We start from the raw sequence: 14,198 nt of genomic DNA on the forward strand, positions 1-14,198 counted from the left end.
GGCGCTAGCCTCGGAGCATGCCCGGCACCACTCCCCTATCCCGCCCGATCCTGGCGGGCATCGTCACGGCCCTGGTGGGCTTCACGAGCTCCTTCGCCGTCGTCCTCACCGGGCTCAGCGCCGTCGGGGCCACGGCCGCGCAGGCCGCGAGCGGACTCCTCGCCGTGAGCCTGACGATGGGGCTCGCGTGCATCGTGTTGGCATGGCGGTATCGGATGCCGATCACCGCCGCATGGTCCACTCCCGGTGCCGCGCTGCTCGCCGCGACCGGGACAGTGGACGGCGGATGGTCGGCCGCGGTCGGCGCCTTCCTCGTGGCCTCCGCGCTGATCCTGCTGACCGCACTGTGGCCCGCGCTCGGTGCACTGATCGCCCGCATCCCTCCCTCGATCGCCCAGGCGATGCTCGCCGGCGTGCTGCTGCCGCTGTGTCTCGCGCCGATCACCGGCATCGTGGCGAACCCCTGGGGTGTCGTTCCGGTCATCGTGACCTGGCTGGTCTTCGCCCGCTTCGCGCCGCGGTGGGCGGTGCCTCTGGCGTTCGTCACGGCGACCGTGGTGGTCGCCGTCTCCCTCGTGCAGGAGAGTGCGCCCGTCGATCCGTCGCTGCTGGTGCCGCGCTTCGAGCTCACCGCGCCGACGTTCACGGTCGGCGCGCTGATCGGGCTGGCGCTGCCGCTGTTCATCGTGACCATGGCATCGCAGAACGTGCCCGGCGTCGCCGTGATGCGCAGCTTCGGATATGAAGTGCCCTGGCGCCCGGCGATGCTCGTGACCGGCCTCGGCACTGCGCTCGGCGCCCCCGCCGGAGGCCACGCGATCAACCTCGCCGCCATCAGCGCTGCCCTCGCCGCAGGGCCCGACGCCGACCCCGACCCGCAGCGACGCTGGGTCGCGGGAGTCTCGACGGGCGTGTCCTACCTCGTGCTGGGCGGATTCTCGGCCGCCTTCGCCGCACTCGTCCTCCTCGCCCCCGAGGCCGTGATCCCCGCGGTCGCCGGCCTCGCCCTGTTCGCCGCCTTCGGCTCGTCGGTGCAGCAGGCGATCGACGACCCCGGCGAACGGCTCCCCGCGGTCGTGACGTTCCTGGTCGCGGCATCCGGCGTCGCGGTGCTCGGCATCAGCGCCGCGTTCTGGGCGCTCGTCGCCGGTCTTCTGGTGCGCACGGTGCTGCACGCCGGGCGGCACTGAGCTCCCGCCGGGTTCGTCGAGTGCACGGCTTCGCGTCGACTGCACGACATCCGCGCGTGGGTACGTCGTGCACTCGGCAGCATCCCGTGCACTCGGCAACAGCATCCGCCGCACGGGTGATGCGGGAGAGTCCGCCACAGGGGGGATGCCCGGACGAGGGCATCTCCGTAGCGTGGGGGCATGACCACTGGACCCCTCGAATTGACGGGCATCACCAAGAGCTACGGCTCTCGGCGCGTGCTCGACGACGTCTCCTTCACCGTGACCCCCGGACGCCTGACCGGCTTCGTCGGCGGCAACGGCGCCGGCAAGACCACGACCATGCGCATCGTGCTCGGGCTGCTGTCAGCCGACGGCGGGCGGGTCGATCTGAACGGCACACCGCTCACCACGGATGACCGCCGCCGCTTCGGCTACATGCCGGAGGAGCGCGGCCTCTACCCCAAGATGAAGGTGCTCGAGCAGATCGTCTACCTGGCGCGGCTGCACGGCTTCGGCAAGGTCGAGGCCACCGCGCGGGCGACCGAACTGCTCAGCGAACTGGGCTTGGGCGAACGCCTCGACGACACGATCGAGTCCCTCTCCCTCGGCAACCAGCAGCGCGCGCAGATCGCCGCCGCTCTGGTGCACGACCCTGAGGTGCTCATCCTCGACGAGCCGTTCTCCGGCCTCGACCCGCTCGCGGTCGACGTGGTCGCCGGCGTGCTGCAGTCCAGCGCCGCGAAAGGCGCGGCCATCCTGTTCTCCTCGCACCAACTCGATGTGGTCGAGCGCCTGTGCGACGACCTCGTCATCCTCGCCGGCGGCACGATCCGCGCCTCCGGCTCGCGCGACGCACTCCGCTCCGAGCACGCGGGCAACCGGTACGAGCTGGTCTCGGCGGGCGACGCCGGCTGGCTGCGCACCGAACCCGGCGTCACCGTCGTCGACTTCGAGGGCGGCTACGCGCTGTTCGACGCCGACGGCCCCGACACGGCGCAGCGCGTCCTGCGGTCCGCCGTGGAGCGCGGCGACGTCGCCAGCTTCTCCCCCAAGCATCCCTCTCTCGCCCAGATCTTCAAGGAGGTCATCCAGTGAACCCTTCGACAGGCTCAGGGACCCAGCGCGCCACGCAGACCTCGAACGGCATCTGGCTCGTCGCAGAGCGCGAGATCGGGTCGAAGCTGCGCAGCAAGGCCTTCATGATCTCGACCGGCATCCTGCTGCTGCTCGCCCTGGTCGGCATCCTGCTCTCCGGATTCGCAAGCAACAACAGCGCCGAGGAGAAGATGCCGGTGGCGGCGACCTCGCAGACCGAAGCCGCCGTATCGGCCCTGCCGAACGTCACCGTCACCGAGGTGTCCGATCAGGCCGCGGCCGAGGAGCTCGTGCGCTCCGAGAAGGTCGACGCCGCCGTGATCCCCGGTGACGGACCCGCGGGCTACACGGTCATCGCGCTGAAGGATGCGCCCGGCTCGCTCGTCTCGGCGCTGTCGCAGTCGCCGGATGTCGTGATCCTCGACCCCGCGACCACCAACCCGCTGCTGCGCTACTTCATCGCGATCGGTTTCGGCCTCGTGTTCATGATGGCTGCGGCGACCTTCGGCGGCACGATCGCGCAGAGCGTCGTCGAGGAGAAGCAGACGCGCGTCGTCGAGGTGCTGCTGTCGGCGATCCCCGCCCGCACCCTGCTCGCCGGCAAGGTGATCGGCAACACCGTACTCGCGATGGGACAGATCCTCGCTCTCGCCGCGATCGCCACGGTCGGGCTGATCATCACGGGTCAGAACGAGATCCTCGCCACCCTCGGGGCGCCGATCATCTGGTTCGCGGTGTTCTTCCTGTTCGGGTTCATCCTGCTCGCGTCGATGTTCGCCGCCGCGGCATCCATGGTCTCCCGCCAGGAGGACATCGGATCGACCACGACCCCGATCACCATGCTGATCATGGCCCCGTACATCCTGGTCATCGTCTTCAACGACAACCCGTTGGTGCTGACGATCATGTCGTACGTGCCGTTCTCGGCTCCGGTCGGCATGCCGATGCGCCTGTTCGTCGGCGAGGCGCAGTGGTGGGAGCCGCTGCTGAGCCTCGTGATCCTCTTGGCGAGCTGCGTGGCCGCGATCGTGATCGGGGCGAAGATCTACGAGAACTCGCTCCTGCGCATGGGCACGCGTGTGAAGCTCAAGGACGCGCTGCGCGGCTGACGCGCACGTCAGACACGAAACCCCCTGTCGCGGCCTGCGGCAGGGGGTTTCGTCGTCATCGCTCCGTGCTCAGATCACGCCGTCCGTCAGCCCGGTCGGGTTGCCGAAGCGGTGGTTCGTGATCGACACGGCCTGCTCGTGCAGGAACGGCAGCATCTCCACCCGTCCGGCACCCGTGACGGCGTGCGACCAGACGGCCACGTCCGGGCTTCCGCCCAGCGCGGCGAACAGCGCAGAGGCGTCGCCGCCGACCAGACGCACCCGCTGCCAGCTGCTCTGGCCCTTCGACACCGCCGTGGCGTAGTTCTTGGCCCACGCGGCGTCCTTCTCATGCTTCACGGTCACGCCCTGTGCGCGCAGCGCCTTCTCGACACCGCTCGGCAGGCTCGCGGCCGAGACCGTGAACGGGCTGCCGCTGCGCAGGGCCGCGGCGAGCACGCGCACGCTGTCGACCAGCGGCGCGTCCTCCGACAGGCGCACGTCGACGGCGACCGGACGGTAGCGGAACAGGTTGCGCTCGACGCCCAGCCCCGACTTGTCGGAGACGGCGCCGAACTCGGTGGTCCAGGCGCTCTCATCGGAAGCAGCGGCCCGCCGCAGCCAGTCGCTCTGCGCGCCGTCGAGCTCGCCGTCGGCCGCACGCAGCAGCCCCTCGATCGCGGGCACCATCGCTGCGCCCGGCACCGCAGCGGGGAGCTCGGATGCCGCCCACTCGCCGAGCCCGAAGAGGTAGTTCGGGCCACCGGCCTTGGCACCGGCGCCGACGGCCGAGCGCTTCCAGCCGCCGAACGGCTGACGCTGCACGATCGCGCCGGTGATGCCGCGGTTCACATACAGGTTGCCGGCCTCGACGCGGTCGAGCCAGGTGGCGACCTCTGCGGAGTCGAGCGAGTGCAGGCCGGCGGTCAGGCCGTAGTCCACTGCGTTCTGCAGGCGGATGGCCTCGTCGAGGTCTTTGGCGTGCATGATGCCGAGCACCGGTCCGAAGAACTCCGTCATGTGGAAGTACGAGCCCTCGGCGACCCCGGTCTTCACGCCGGGAGTCCACTGCTTCCCCTCGGCGTCGAGCTTGCGGGGCTTCACGAGCCACTTCTCGCCCTTGCCGAGCTCGGTCAGCGCGGCGAGCAGCTTGCCGTCGGCGGGCTCGATGATCGGACCCATCTGCGTGCTCGGGTCGTCGGGCAGGCCGACGCGCATCGAGGCGACCGCGTCGACGAGCTGCCGCTCGAACCGGCGCGAGTCCGCGACCGAGCCGACGAGGATCGCGAGGGATGCCGCGGAGCACTTCTGCCCTGCGTGACCGAAGGCGCTGCGGGCGACGTCGGCGGCGGCGAGGTCGAGGTCGGCCGACGGCGTCACGATGATCGCGTTCTTGCCACTCGTCTCGGCGAGCAGCGGCAGGTCGGACCGGAACGAGCGGAACAGCTGCGCGGTCTCGTAGCCGCCGGTGAGGATCACGCGGTCCACCTCTGGACTCGCGACCAGGCGGGTGCCCAGGTCGCGCGAAGCCAGGTCGACCAGGGCGAGCAGATCGCGCGGCACCCCGGCGGCCCACAGCGCCTCGATCATGACGGCTCCGCAACGCTGGGTCAGCTTGGCGGGCTTGATGATCACGCCGGAGCCGGAGGCGAGTGCGGCCAGCACGCCACCGGCGGGGATCGCGACGGGGAAGTTCCACGGCGGGGTCACGACCGTGACCTTCGAGGGGATGAACTCGGCCCCCGACACGGTCTCGAGGTCCTTCGCCCGTTCGGCGTAGTAGTGCGCGAAGTCGATCGCCTCGCTGATCTCGGGGTCGGCCTCGGCGAGGGTCTTGCCCGCCTCGTGCGCCATGATCTCGAGCAGCCGGCCGCGGCGTGCGGAGAGCTCGTCACCTGCGCGGTGCAGCACGGCGGCGCGCTCGGCGGCGGGAAGAGCAGCCCACTTCTCGGCCGCTGCGGTGGCGGCGGCGAAGATGCCGTCGAGCTGCGCGGTCGTCTCGACGCGTGCGGCGGCGATCGCATCGACACCGAGGGTCGTGTGCACCGACCGCTGCAGGATCGCCCGGCCCCAGGCGCGGTTGGCGCCGAGTGCGGGGTCGGTGTCGGGCTGGTTGTGGAACGCGGTCGTCGGGGTGGCGGCATCCGCTTCCGTCGCGCGGTTCTGCACGCGGTTCGAGGCAGGCACAGAGCGATCGGCCTCGAGCCCGGCGAGCGACCGCTCGAAGCGCTCCCGCTCGCGGGTGAGCAGCGTCGGGTTCGAGGCGAGCTCGAAGACGGCCGACATGAAGTTCTCGGAGCTGGCGTTCTCCTCCAGGCGGCGCACGAGGTACGCGATCGCGACGTCGAACTCCGCCGGGTTCACGACCGGTGTGTACAGCAGCAGGCGACCGACGTCCTTGCGGACCGCCTCGGCCTGGCCGGTCGCCATGCCGAGGAGCATCTCGTACTCGACCAGTGAACCGCCGTCGACCCCGCGCGCCTGCGACAGCAGCCACGTGTACGCGATGTCGAAGAGGTTGTGGCCGGCGACGCCGATGCGCACGGCGTCCAGGCGCTCGGGCGTCAGCGCCCAGTCGAGCACACGCTTGTAGTTGGTGTCGGAGTCCTGCTTGGTCGAGTAGGTCGCGAGCGGCCAGCCGTGCACGGCGGCGTCGACGTGCTCCATCGCCAGGTTCGCGCCCTTGACGACGCGCACCTTGATCGGCGCTCCGCCCTTCGCCCGCCGCGCTGTCGCCCACTCCTGCAGGTGCTGCATCGCGCCGAGGGCGTCGGGGAGGTACGCCTGCAGCACGATGCCGGCTTCGAGGTTCTCGAGTCCCGGCTGGTCGAGGATGCTGGTGAACGCCGCGATCGTCAGGTCGAGGTCGCGGAACTCCTCCATGTCGAGGTTGATGAACTTCGCCTTGCCTGCGGCCTCGGAACGTGCCGCGAGCTCGTACAGCGGGGTGAGGCGGGTCACGACGTCGGCGACGGCCTCATCGAACGACCACATCGACAGCTGGCTGACCACGCTGGACACCTTGATCGAGACGTAGTCGACGTCGTCGCGGGCGAGGAAGTCGCTGGTGCCCTGCAGGCGACGTCCGGCCTCGCGCTCACCGAGCACGGCCTCGCCGAGCAGGTTGAGGTTCAGGCGGTTGCCGCTCTTGCGCAGCTTCGCGATCGCCGGGCCGAGCTTGGCGGGCGTCGCGTCGAGCACCAGGTGGCCGACCATCGCGCGCAGCACCCGGCGGGAGATCGGCACCACGACGCCGGGGAGCTTCGGGGCCATGAAGCCACCGGTCTTGATCGCGCTGCGCAGGTACCAGGGCAGCAGCGTCGGGGTGATCTCCGAGATCTCGGCCAGCTTGCGACCCGCGACGCTCAGGTCTTCGGGGCGCATGACACCGTCGACGAAGCCGACCGTGAAATCGAGTCCGTTCGGATCCTTCAGCACCTCGGCGAGGCGCTGGGCGGCGGGCTCGACGGGGTGGGTCTCGCTCTCGGTGAGCCAGCGCTGCACGACGGCGGCGACGTCCGAGGTGCGAGGGGTGGTGTCGACGGCAGTCATCGGCGGGGAACCTCCAGGTCGGGAGCGCACACCTCGGGATCGTGTGCGGCTGGATCATTGTCATCCGCGACGGTAGGCTCCGTCTATCAACCGATTCGAGTGGATTCTGTTCACTCAGACTGAACATGTTTCCCCGACCCGGAGGGATCCCGCGTGCTCGACGTCAACCGCCTGCGGATGCTCGTGGAGCTGAGTCGCCGCGGCACCCTCTCGGCCGTGGCGGACGCCCTCTCGTACAGCAAGGCCTCGGTGTCGCAGCAGTTGAGCGCGCTGGAGCGCGATGTCGGCGTGCCGCTGCTGCGCCGGGTCGGCCGTGGCGTGCAGTTCACCCCGCAGGGCAACGTGCTGGTGGCCGAGGCGATCGGCATCCTCGATCAGCTCGAGCACGCCCAGGTCGCGGTGGCGGAGTCGCTGACCGAGGTGACCGGTACCGTGCGCATCGCGGTGTTCCAGTCCGCCGCGCACTCGCTGCTCCCCCGCGCGCTCGAATCGCTCAAGGACGATCATCCGGCGCTGCGCGTCGAAGTCACAGAGTGCGATCCCGAGACCGGGCTGGTCGGCGTCTCCAGCCGTGACTTCGATCTGATCCTCGCCGAACAGTACCCCGGCGTCACTCGTCCGATCCACGCCGACCTCGACCGCGTCGCCCTCGCCCACGACGCGATCGCCCTCGCTCGCCACCCCGGCACGCCCGACACCACGGATGCCGTCGCCGCCCTCTGGTCGACGCGCGAGCAGCCGTGGGTGCTCGAGCCCGCCGGTACCGCATCACGCGCCTGGGCCGAGCAGCTGTGCCGCACGGCCGGCTTCGAACCGGACGTGCGTTTCGAGGTCGCCGACCTCACCGCGCATGTGCGGCTCATCCGCGCCGGACTCGCCACCGGGCTCCTGCCTGAGCTCGTCTGGGCGGGCGAGAACCCCACGGTGGCGCTCACTCCTCTTCCGCAGCAGCCGCGGCGCGAGATCTTCTCCTCCGCCCGACGGGTGTCCGCCGCGGCCCCATCGATCCGCGCGGTACGCCGAGCCCTGGCATCCGCCGCCTCGCACAACCTCCTCGACTGACACTTCCGTGTCACGCAGGGCCGGAGATCGTCATCTTCCGTCATCCGGGAACAGAGCGGGAATATGCATGCACATGCATCCGTTGAGTCCCGTGTAGCCGGACGAAGGAGTCCGATCCACTCCTTCTGAAAGGCACTTCCGTGAGCACTCCCGTGATCGACCGCACCGCCCCGACCGAGCACCCCGTCCTCGACGTCCTCGCCGGACGCTGGAGCCCCCGCGCCTTCGATGCGCAGAACACGATCGACGAGGGCAAGCTCGCCACCGCTCTCGAGGCCGCCCGCTGGAGCCCGTCCGCCAACAACTCACAGCCGTGGCGCTTCATCGTCGCCCGTCGCGGGACCGCCCTGCATGCGCAGGTCGTCGATTCGCTCGTCGGGTTCAACCAGACCTGGGCAGTGAACGCCGCCGTGCTCGTCGTCGCGATCGCCGAGACCGCGACCGCGGACGGCACCCCGATCACCCACGCCTTCTACGACCTCGGCCAGGCCGTCGCCCACTTCTCGGTGCAGGCGCACCACGACGGTCTGCTCGTGCACCAGATGAGCGGCTTCGACCCGGAGGTCGTGCGCGAGTTCGCCGACCTCGATGAGCGTTTCGTCCCCGCCACCGTCTTCGCCGTGGGCGAGTTCGGTGATGTCGAGACCCTGCCCGAGGTGCTGCAGGAGCGCGAGGTCGCCCCGCGCGTGCGTCGCCCGATCGCTGAGACGGTCATCCTCAGCGCCTGAACCACCCCCACACGCGAAGAGCGCCGCCCCGGACTTCCGGGGCGGCGCTCTTCTGTTTCAGCGAGGTGGAGGACTCAGTCCTCGATCAGTTCGGCCTCGATCACGTCGCCGTCGAGATCCGGCCCAGGGGTGGTGCTGGTGAGCACCAGGCCGGACCCATCGGCCGCCATGTCGACCCGCACCGTGTCGCCATCGCGCACACCGCCCGAGAGCAGCGCGGTCGCCAGCTTGTTCTGCACCTCGGACTGGATCAGTCGCCGCAGCGGACGCGCACCGAACATCGGGTCATAGCCGCGCTCCGCAAGCCACGACCGCGCATCGGGGGTGACCGCGAGGGTGAGTCGGCGGTCGCGCAGCCGCGTGTGCAGCTGGTCGACCGACAGCTCGACGATCTGTGCGAGGTCGTCTTCGCTGAGCGCCTGGAACATCACGATGTCGTCGAGACGGTTCAGAAACTCCGGACGGAACGCCTGCCGCACGAGCGCCATGACCTGATCGCGCTTCTCGTCCGGCGCGAGCACCGGATCGATCAGGATCGGCGAGCCGAGGTTCGACGTCAGGATCAGGATCACGTTCGAGAAGTCGACCGTGCGGCCCTGACCGTCGGTGAGTCGGCCGTCGTCGAGCACCTGCAGCAGCACGTCGAACACTTCGGGGTGCGCCTTCTCCACCTCGTCGAGCAGGATCACGCTGTACGGGCGACGTCGCACGGCCTCGGTCAGCTGACCACCCTGCTCGTAGCCGACGTACCCAGGAGGAGCACCGACGAGGCGCGAGACGGAGTGCTTCTCGCCGTACTCCGACATGTCGATGCGCACCATGGCGTGCTCGTCGTCGAAGAGGAACTCCGCCAACGCCTTGGCCAGCTCGGTCTTGCCCACACCGGTCGGGCCGAGGAACAGGAACGAACCGGTCGGCCGACCGGGGTCGCTGATGCCGGCACGGGAGCGGCGCACCGCATCGGACACCGCCTTGACGGCATCCTTCTGTCCGATGAGGCGCTTGCCCAGCTCGGCTTCGAGGTGCAGCAGCTTCTCGGACTCGCCCTGCAGCAGGCGTCCGACGGGGATCCCGGTCCACGCCGCGATGACGCCGGCGATGTCCTCGTCGGTGACCTGCTCGTTGACCATGCGGCCCTCGTCCGGTTCGGACTGCTCCGACCGCTCCGCCTCGATCAGCTCGCGCTCGAGCGCCGGGATGTCGGCGTACAGCAGCCGCGATGCACGCTCGAGGTTGCCCTCGCGCTGCGCCCGCTCGGCGTCGCTGCGGGCGGCATCGAGCCGCGTCTTCAGGTCGCCGACGCGGTTCAGCGATGCGCGCTCGCGCTCCCACCGGGCCTGCAGCTCGCCGAGCTTGGCCTCTTCGGTCGCGAGGTCGGCGCGAAGGGTGGCGAGGCGCTCCTTGGAGGCCGCGTCCTTCTCCTTCTTGAGCGCGAGCTCCTCGAGCTTGAGACGATCGACGTGCCGCCGCAGCTCGTCGATCTCGACCGGCGCGGAGTCGATCTCCATGCGCAGCCGCGAGGCGGCCTCGTCGATCAGGTCGATGGCCTTGTCTGGCAGCTGTCGCGCAGGCAGATAGCGGTTCGACAGGGATGCCGCCGCCACCAGAGCACCGTCGGAGATGGCGACCTTGTGGTGCGCCTCGTAGCGCTCCTTGAGTCCGCGCAGGATCGCGATCGTGTCTTCGACCGTCGGCTCTCCCACATACACCTGCTGGAAGCGGCGTTCGAGGGCGGCATCCTTCTCGATGAACTCGCGGTACTCGTTGAGCGTGGTGGCGCCGATCAGGCGCAGCTCGCCGCGGGCCAGCATCGGCTTGAGCATGTTGGAGGCCGCGACCGAACCCTCGCCGCCACCGGCGCCCATCAGCACGTGCAGCTCGTCGATGAAGGTGATGACCTGCCCGTCGGACTCGGTGATCTCCTTGAGAACCTGCTTCAGACGCTCCTCGAACTGGCCGCGGTACATCGCACCGGCGACGAGCGCCGAGATGTCGAGGGTGATCAGCTCCTTGTCCTTGAGGGACTCGGCGACGTCTCCTGCGACGATGCGCTGGGCGAGACCCTCGACGACCGCCGTCTTCCCGACGCCGGGCTCGCCGATCAGCACCGGGTTGTTCTTGGTGCGGCGGGTGAGCACCTGGCTGACGCGTCGGATCTCGCTGTCACGCCCGATCACGGGGTCGAGCTTTCCCTGGCGCGCGCGGTCGGTGAGATTGATACCGAACTGCTCGAGGGCGGACTGCTGATCTTGGTTCTGCGGACTGTTCTGCGGGTTCGTCATCTGTCCCTCCTGAGGAGACTCCTTCTTGCCGGATCCGCCCGACCATCGGCCGAACGGTAAAAGTTGAGTTATGTTGACTCAAGTTTAGCAGGCGGTGACCCCGCGGGCAATGCCCCTCGAATCAGCGCGCGGCAAGCACCGAATCCCAGATAGCCGCCGCGACCTGGCGTTTTGTTCCGGACGACGCCGCCACCACCGCGCCTCCCGCTCCGATGATCTCGACCGCGTTCTCCGCACGCTCGAAGCCGTGCTCGGCGTCGGCGAGGTTCACTGCGAGCAGGTCGACGCCCTTGCGCTCGCGCTTGCGCCTCGCGCGCTCGCGTCGCTGCTCGGGGTCACGCAGCGTCTCCGCGGCGAATGCGATGATCGTCTGTCCGGCAGGCGCCCGCCCGTCGGCGCGTGCGGCGGCGAGGGCCGCGACCACGTCTTCGTTCTCGATGAGGTCGATGCGCGTGAGCACACCCTCCTCCTTCGTGAGCTTGTGGTCGGAGGCCTCGGCCGGGCGGTAGTCCGCAACCGCGGCCGCCATGATCACGACATCGGCGCGAGAGGCGGCTTCCTTCATCGCGGCCGAGAGCTCGGCGGCGGTCCCGACGTCCTGCACACGGATCGATGGGTGCGCTGCGGCGGCACGGACGGCGGACTCGACATGCGCGGCGACCAGCACGACCTCCGCGCCGCGTGCTGCGGCCTCGGCGGCGAGCGCTGCTCCCTGGCGTCCGCTGGAGCGGTTGCCGAGGAAGCGCACCGGGTCGATCGGCTCGCGCGTGCCCCCGGCGGAGATGGCGACGCGGAGACCGGCGAGATCCTGCGGAGCGACCACGGCCAGCGCGGCGGCGACGATCTCTTCCGGCTCCGACATCCGGCCCGGTCCTGTGTCCCCACCGGCGAGCTCGCCCTCCGCGGGGCCGACGATCTGCACGCCCCGCGAGCGGAGGGTCGCGATGTTCGCCTGCGTGGCCGGATGCCGCCACATCTCGTTGTGCATGGCAGGGGCGATCACGACCGGGGCCAACGTGGCCAGCAGCGTGGTGCCGAGCAGATCGCTCGCGAGGCCCGCGGCCATCGAGGCGATGGTGTTCGCGGTCGCCGGGGCGACGATCACCAGGTCGGCCGTCTGCCCGATGGCGACGTGACGCACCTTCGCGACATCGTCATGCACGCTCGTGGTGACCGGATGCCGGCTGATCGCCTCCCAGGTGGGCAGTCCGACGAAGCGCAGCGCGTCTTCGGTCGGCACCACGGTCACATCATGACCGGCCTTCGTGAGCAGGCGCACCAGGTGCACGGACTTGTAGGCGGCGATACCACCGGTGACTCCGACGACGATGTTCACATTCCGATTCTGCCGCAGCGGGGTCGCGCCAGGGCCGCTGTCTGTGCACGCTCCTAGACTGAGACGCGTGTGCACTGTCGTGATCGATGTCGAGGATGCCGGATCTGCACGACTTCTCGCGGTGCGCGACGAGGACCCGCAGCGCGAGTGGGATGGACTAGGCGCCTGGTGGCCCGAGCGGTACCCCGGGGTCACCGGCATCCGCGACCGCCGTGCGGGCGGTGCCTGGCTCGCGGTGAACGCCGCCGAACGGCGACTGGCCGTGCTGCTCAACCGTGCCGACGTGGGCGACCTGACCGAGGACCGGGCGGTCTCCCGAGGGTCGCTCGCACTCGAGTCCGTCGCAGGTCGCTCACCCGCGGGGCCGCTGCCCATGCACGGCTTCAACCTGCTCGAGGTGCAGCCCGAGGGCGCGCGAGTGCTTTCCTGGGACGGCGTCGCCCTGCGAGAGACCCCGGTCGACGCGGGCACCCACATGATCGCGCACGACGATCTGGATGACGACGCGACGCCGCGCATCCACGCCTGGCTGCCCCGGTTCCGGGCTCTCGGCCCCGCAGCGGCGAGCCCGGAGTGGGCGGAGGAGTGGATCGCGCTGCTGGCCGAGACCGCCACCCTCTCCCCCGAGGACGACAGGGCCATCATCCGCGACAACCGTCCCCACGGCTATCCCACGCAGTCACTGCTGTACTGCGTGGCATCCGTCACAGGCGCGGGCGTCGAGGTGCACGACCGCGCACTCCCCTCGCCCGCACACTGGAGCGACTGACCGCCTCCCACGCCTCCGAGGTAGCCCGCGACTGCGTAGTCATGTGCCGCAGCGCCTCCGTCTACGATGGGAGTCCCGGACGGAAGAGGGAGACCATGCCGCCCAGATCACGTGGAGTGACGAGCATCGACGTCGCCAAGGCAGCAGGTGTGTCGCAGACGACCGTGTCGCGCATCGTCAACGGCCACGAGGGGGTGTCGGAGCGCGTCCGCACCAAGGTCGAGAACGCCATCCAACAGCTGGGATACCGCCCGAACCTCAGCGCCCGCAGCCTGGTGACCAGCCGTACGCACACGATCGGCGTCGTGCTCGGCGACCCGCGCAACAGTTACTACGCGGAACTGCTGCACACGATCAGCGACGAGCTCACCCGCGCCGGGTACCGCGCCCTCATCCTCAGCGGACGCGCCGACACCACGGAAGACCTGGCGAGGACACTGTGGGAGACCAACGTCGACGCCGTGATCCTGACGACCACCCTGCTGCCGCCGGATGACGAGGGGCGCATCGTCTCTCTCGGCGTGCCCTCCGTCACGATGGGCCCCGGGACCGCCCCCGAGACGGCGACGATCTCGCCGGACAACATGGAGGGCGGGCGCATCGCCGGACGCCATCTGGTATCGCTCGGACACCGACGCATCGGAGTGATCGCCGGACCGCTGGGCGCGGCCTCCGTGCGCGATCGTCACGACGGCTTCCTGCAGGAGCTGGCTGCGGCCGAGGTCCCCTTCGACGACGACCTGCTCGAGGTCGCGGACCTCGACTACACCCGTGCGTTCGAGGCGACCACCCGTCTGCTGCAGCGCGCAGAGCCGCCCACCGCGCTGTTCTGCCACAACGACCTCGTCGCCTTCGGTGCGATGAACGCCGCGAAGGCGCTGGGTGTCTCGGTGCCGGAGGATGTGTCGATCCTGGGCTTCGACGACGTGGCCATGTCGTCCTGGGAGGCGTTCGATCTGACGACCGTGCGTCAGCCGATCCTGGAGATGGCGCGCGGCGCGGTCGAGATGACACTGGCGCTGCTGGCCGAGCCTGCGCAGGAGCGGGCGCATGTCGTGCTCCCGTGCACCCTGGTCGAGCGCTCGACGACCCGCGCACTCTGAGTCGGGCAGGA

10 protein-coding genes are annotated in these 14,198 nt (G+C 69.9%); 7 read left to right on the top strand and 3 right to left on the bottom strand.

Annotated features, from left to right (window positions below; genetic code table 11):
• The first annotated feature begins 17 nt into the window (after positions 1 to 17).
• The 3 genes from MRBLWO12_RS13810 (at position 18) to MRBLWO12_RS13820 (ending at position 3,376) form a co-directional block, all read left to right on the top strand.
• Positions 18 to 1,190 (top strand): benzoate/H(+) symporter BenE family transporter, encoded by a 1,173-nt coding sequence (locus tag MRBLWO12_RS13810; RefSeq protein WP_363556396.1) that lies wholly within the window; start codon positions 18 to 20, stop codon positions 1,188 to 1,190.
• Between the two features lie 180 nt (positions 1,191 to 1,370).
• Positions 1,371 to 2,267, top strand: a complete 897-nt coding sequence (locus MRBLWO12_RS13815; RefSeq protein WP_363556398.1) for an ABC transporter ATP-binding protein — start codon at positions 1,371 to 1,373, stop codon at positions 2,265 to 2,267.
• Positions 2,264 to 3,376, top strand: a complete 1,113-nt coding sequence (locus tag MRBLWO12_RS13820) for an ABC transporter permease (RefSeq protein WP_363556400.1) — start codon at positions 2,264 to 2,266, stop codon at positions 3,374 to 3,376. Before MRBLWO12_RS13815 ends, MRBLWO12_RS13820 begins: the two co-directional genes overlap by 4 nt.
• A 69-nt stretch (positions 3,377 to 3,445) precedes the next feature.
• Here the strand turns inward: MRBLWO12_RS13820 and MRBLWO12_RS13825 are convergent, their stop codons facing one another.
• Positions 3,446 to 6,907, bottom strand: coding sequence for a bifunctional proline dehydrogenase/L-glutamate gamma-semialdehyde dehydrogenase (locus MRBLWO12_RS13825; RefSeq protein ID WP_363556402.1), 3,462 nt, complete (start codon positions 6,905 to 6,907; stop codon positions 3,446 to 3,448).
• A gap of 153 nt (positions 6,908 to 7,060) precedes the next feature.
• On the opposite strand from MRBLWO12_RS13825, the gene MRBLWO12_RS13830 reads away from it, so the two are divergent.
• Positions 7,061 to 7,969: a LysR substrate-binding domain-containing protein gene (locus MRBLWO12_RS13830; protein WP_363556404.1), complete on the top strand. Its 909-nt coding sequence runs from the start codon at positions 7,061 to 7,063 to the stop codon at positions 7,967 to 7,969.
• 140 nt (positions 7,970 to 8,109) lie between these two features.
• Complete coding sequence (locus MRBLWO12_RS13835) at positions 8,110 to 8,697, top strand: nitroreductase family protein (protein WP_363556406.1); 588 nt, start codon at positions 8,110 to 8,112, stop codon at positions 8,695 to 8,697.
• A 74-nt stretch (positions 8,698 to 8,771) separates the two neighbouring features.
• On the opposite strand, the gene MRBLWO12_RS13840 is transcribed toward MRBLWO12_RS13835, so the two are convergent.
• Together MRBLWO12_RS13840 and coaBC are read right to left on the bottom strand one after the other, a co-directional pair.
• Complete coding sequence (locus MRBLWO12_RS13840; RefSeq protein WP_363556408.1) at positions 8,772 to 10,979, bottom strand: ATP-dependent Clp protease ATP-binding subunit; 2,208 nt, start codon at positions 10,977 to 10,979, stop codon at positions 8,772 to 8,774.
• A gap of 121 nt (positions 10,980 to 11,100) precedes the next feature.
• On the bottom strand, positions 11,101 to 12,315 hold the full coding sequence (gene coaBC, locus MRBLWO12_RS13845) for a bifunctional phosphopantothenoylcysteine decarboxylase/phosphopantothenate--cysteine ligase CoaBC (protein ID WP_363556410.1): 1,215 nt from the start codon (positions 12,313 to 12,315) through the stop codon (positions 11,101 to 11,103).
• A gap of 67 nt (positions 12,316 to 12,382) precedes the next feature.
• On the opposite strand from coaBC, the gene MRBLWO12_RS13850 reads away from it, so the two are divergent.
• On the top strand, positions 12,383 to 13,084 hold the full coding sequence (locus tag MRBLWO12_RS13850; RefSeq protein ID WP_363556412.1) for an NRDE family protein: 702 nt from the start codon (positions 12,383 to 12,385) through the stop codon (positions 13,082 to 13,084).
• Positions 13,085 to 13,179: 95 nt separating this feature from the next.
• Positions 13,180 to 14,187: a LacI family DNA-binding transcriptional regulator gene (locus MRBLWO12_RS13855; RefSeq protein ID WP_363556414.1), complete on the top strand. Its 1,008-nt coding sequence runs from the start codon at positions 13,180 to 13,182 to the stop codon at positions 14,185 to 14,187.
• The last annotated feature ends 11 nt before the right edge of the window (positions 14,188 to 14,198 follow it).

The organism is Microbacterium sp. LWO12-1.2, assembly GCF_040675875.1.
Taxonomy (GTDB): domain Bacteria; phylum Actinomycetota; class Actinomycetes; order Actinomycetales; family Microbacteriaceae; genus Microbacterium.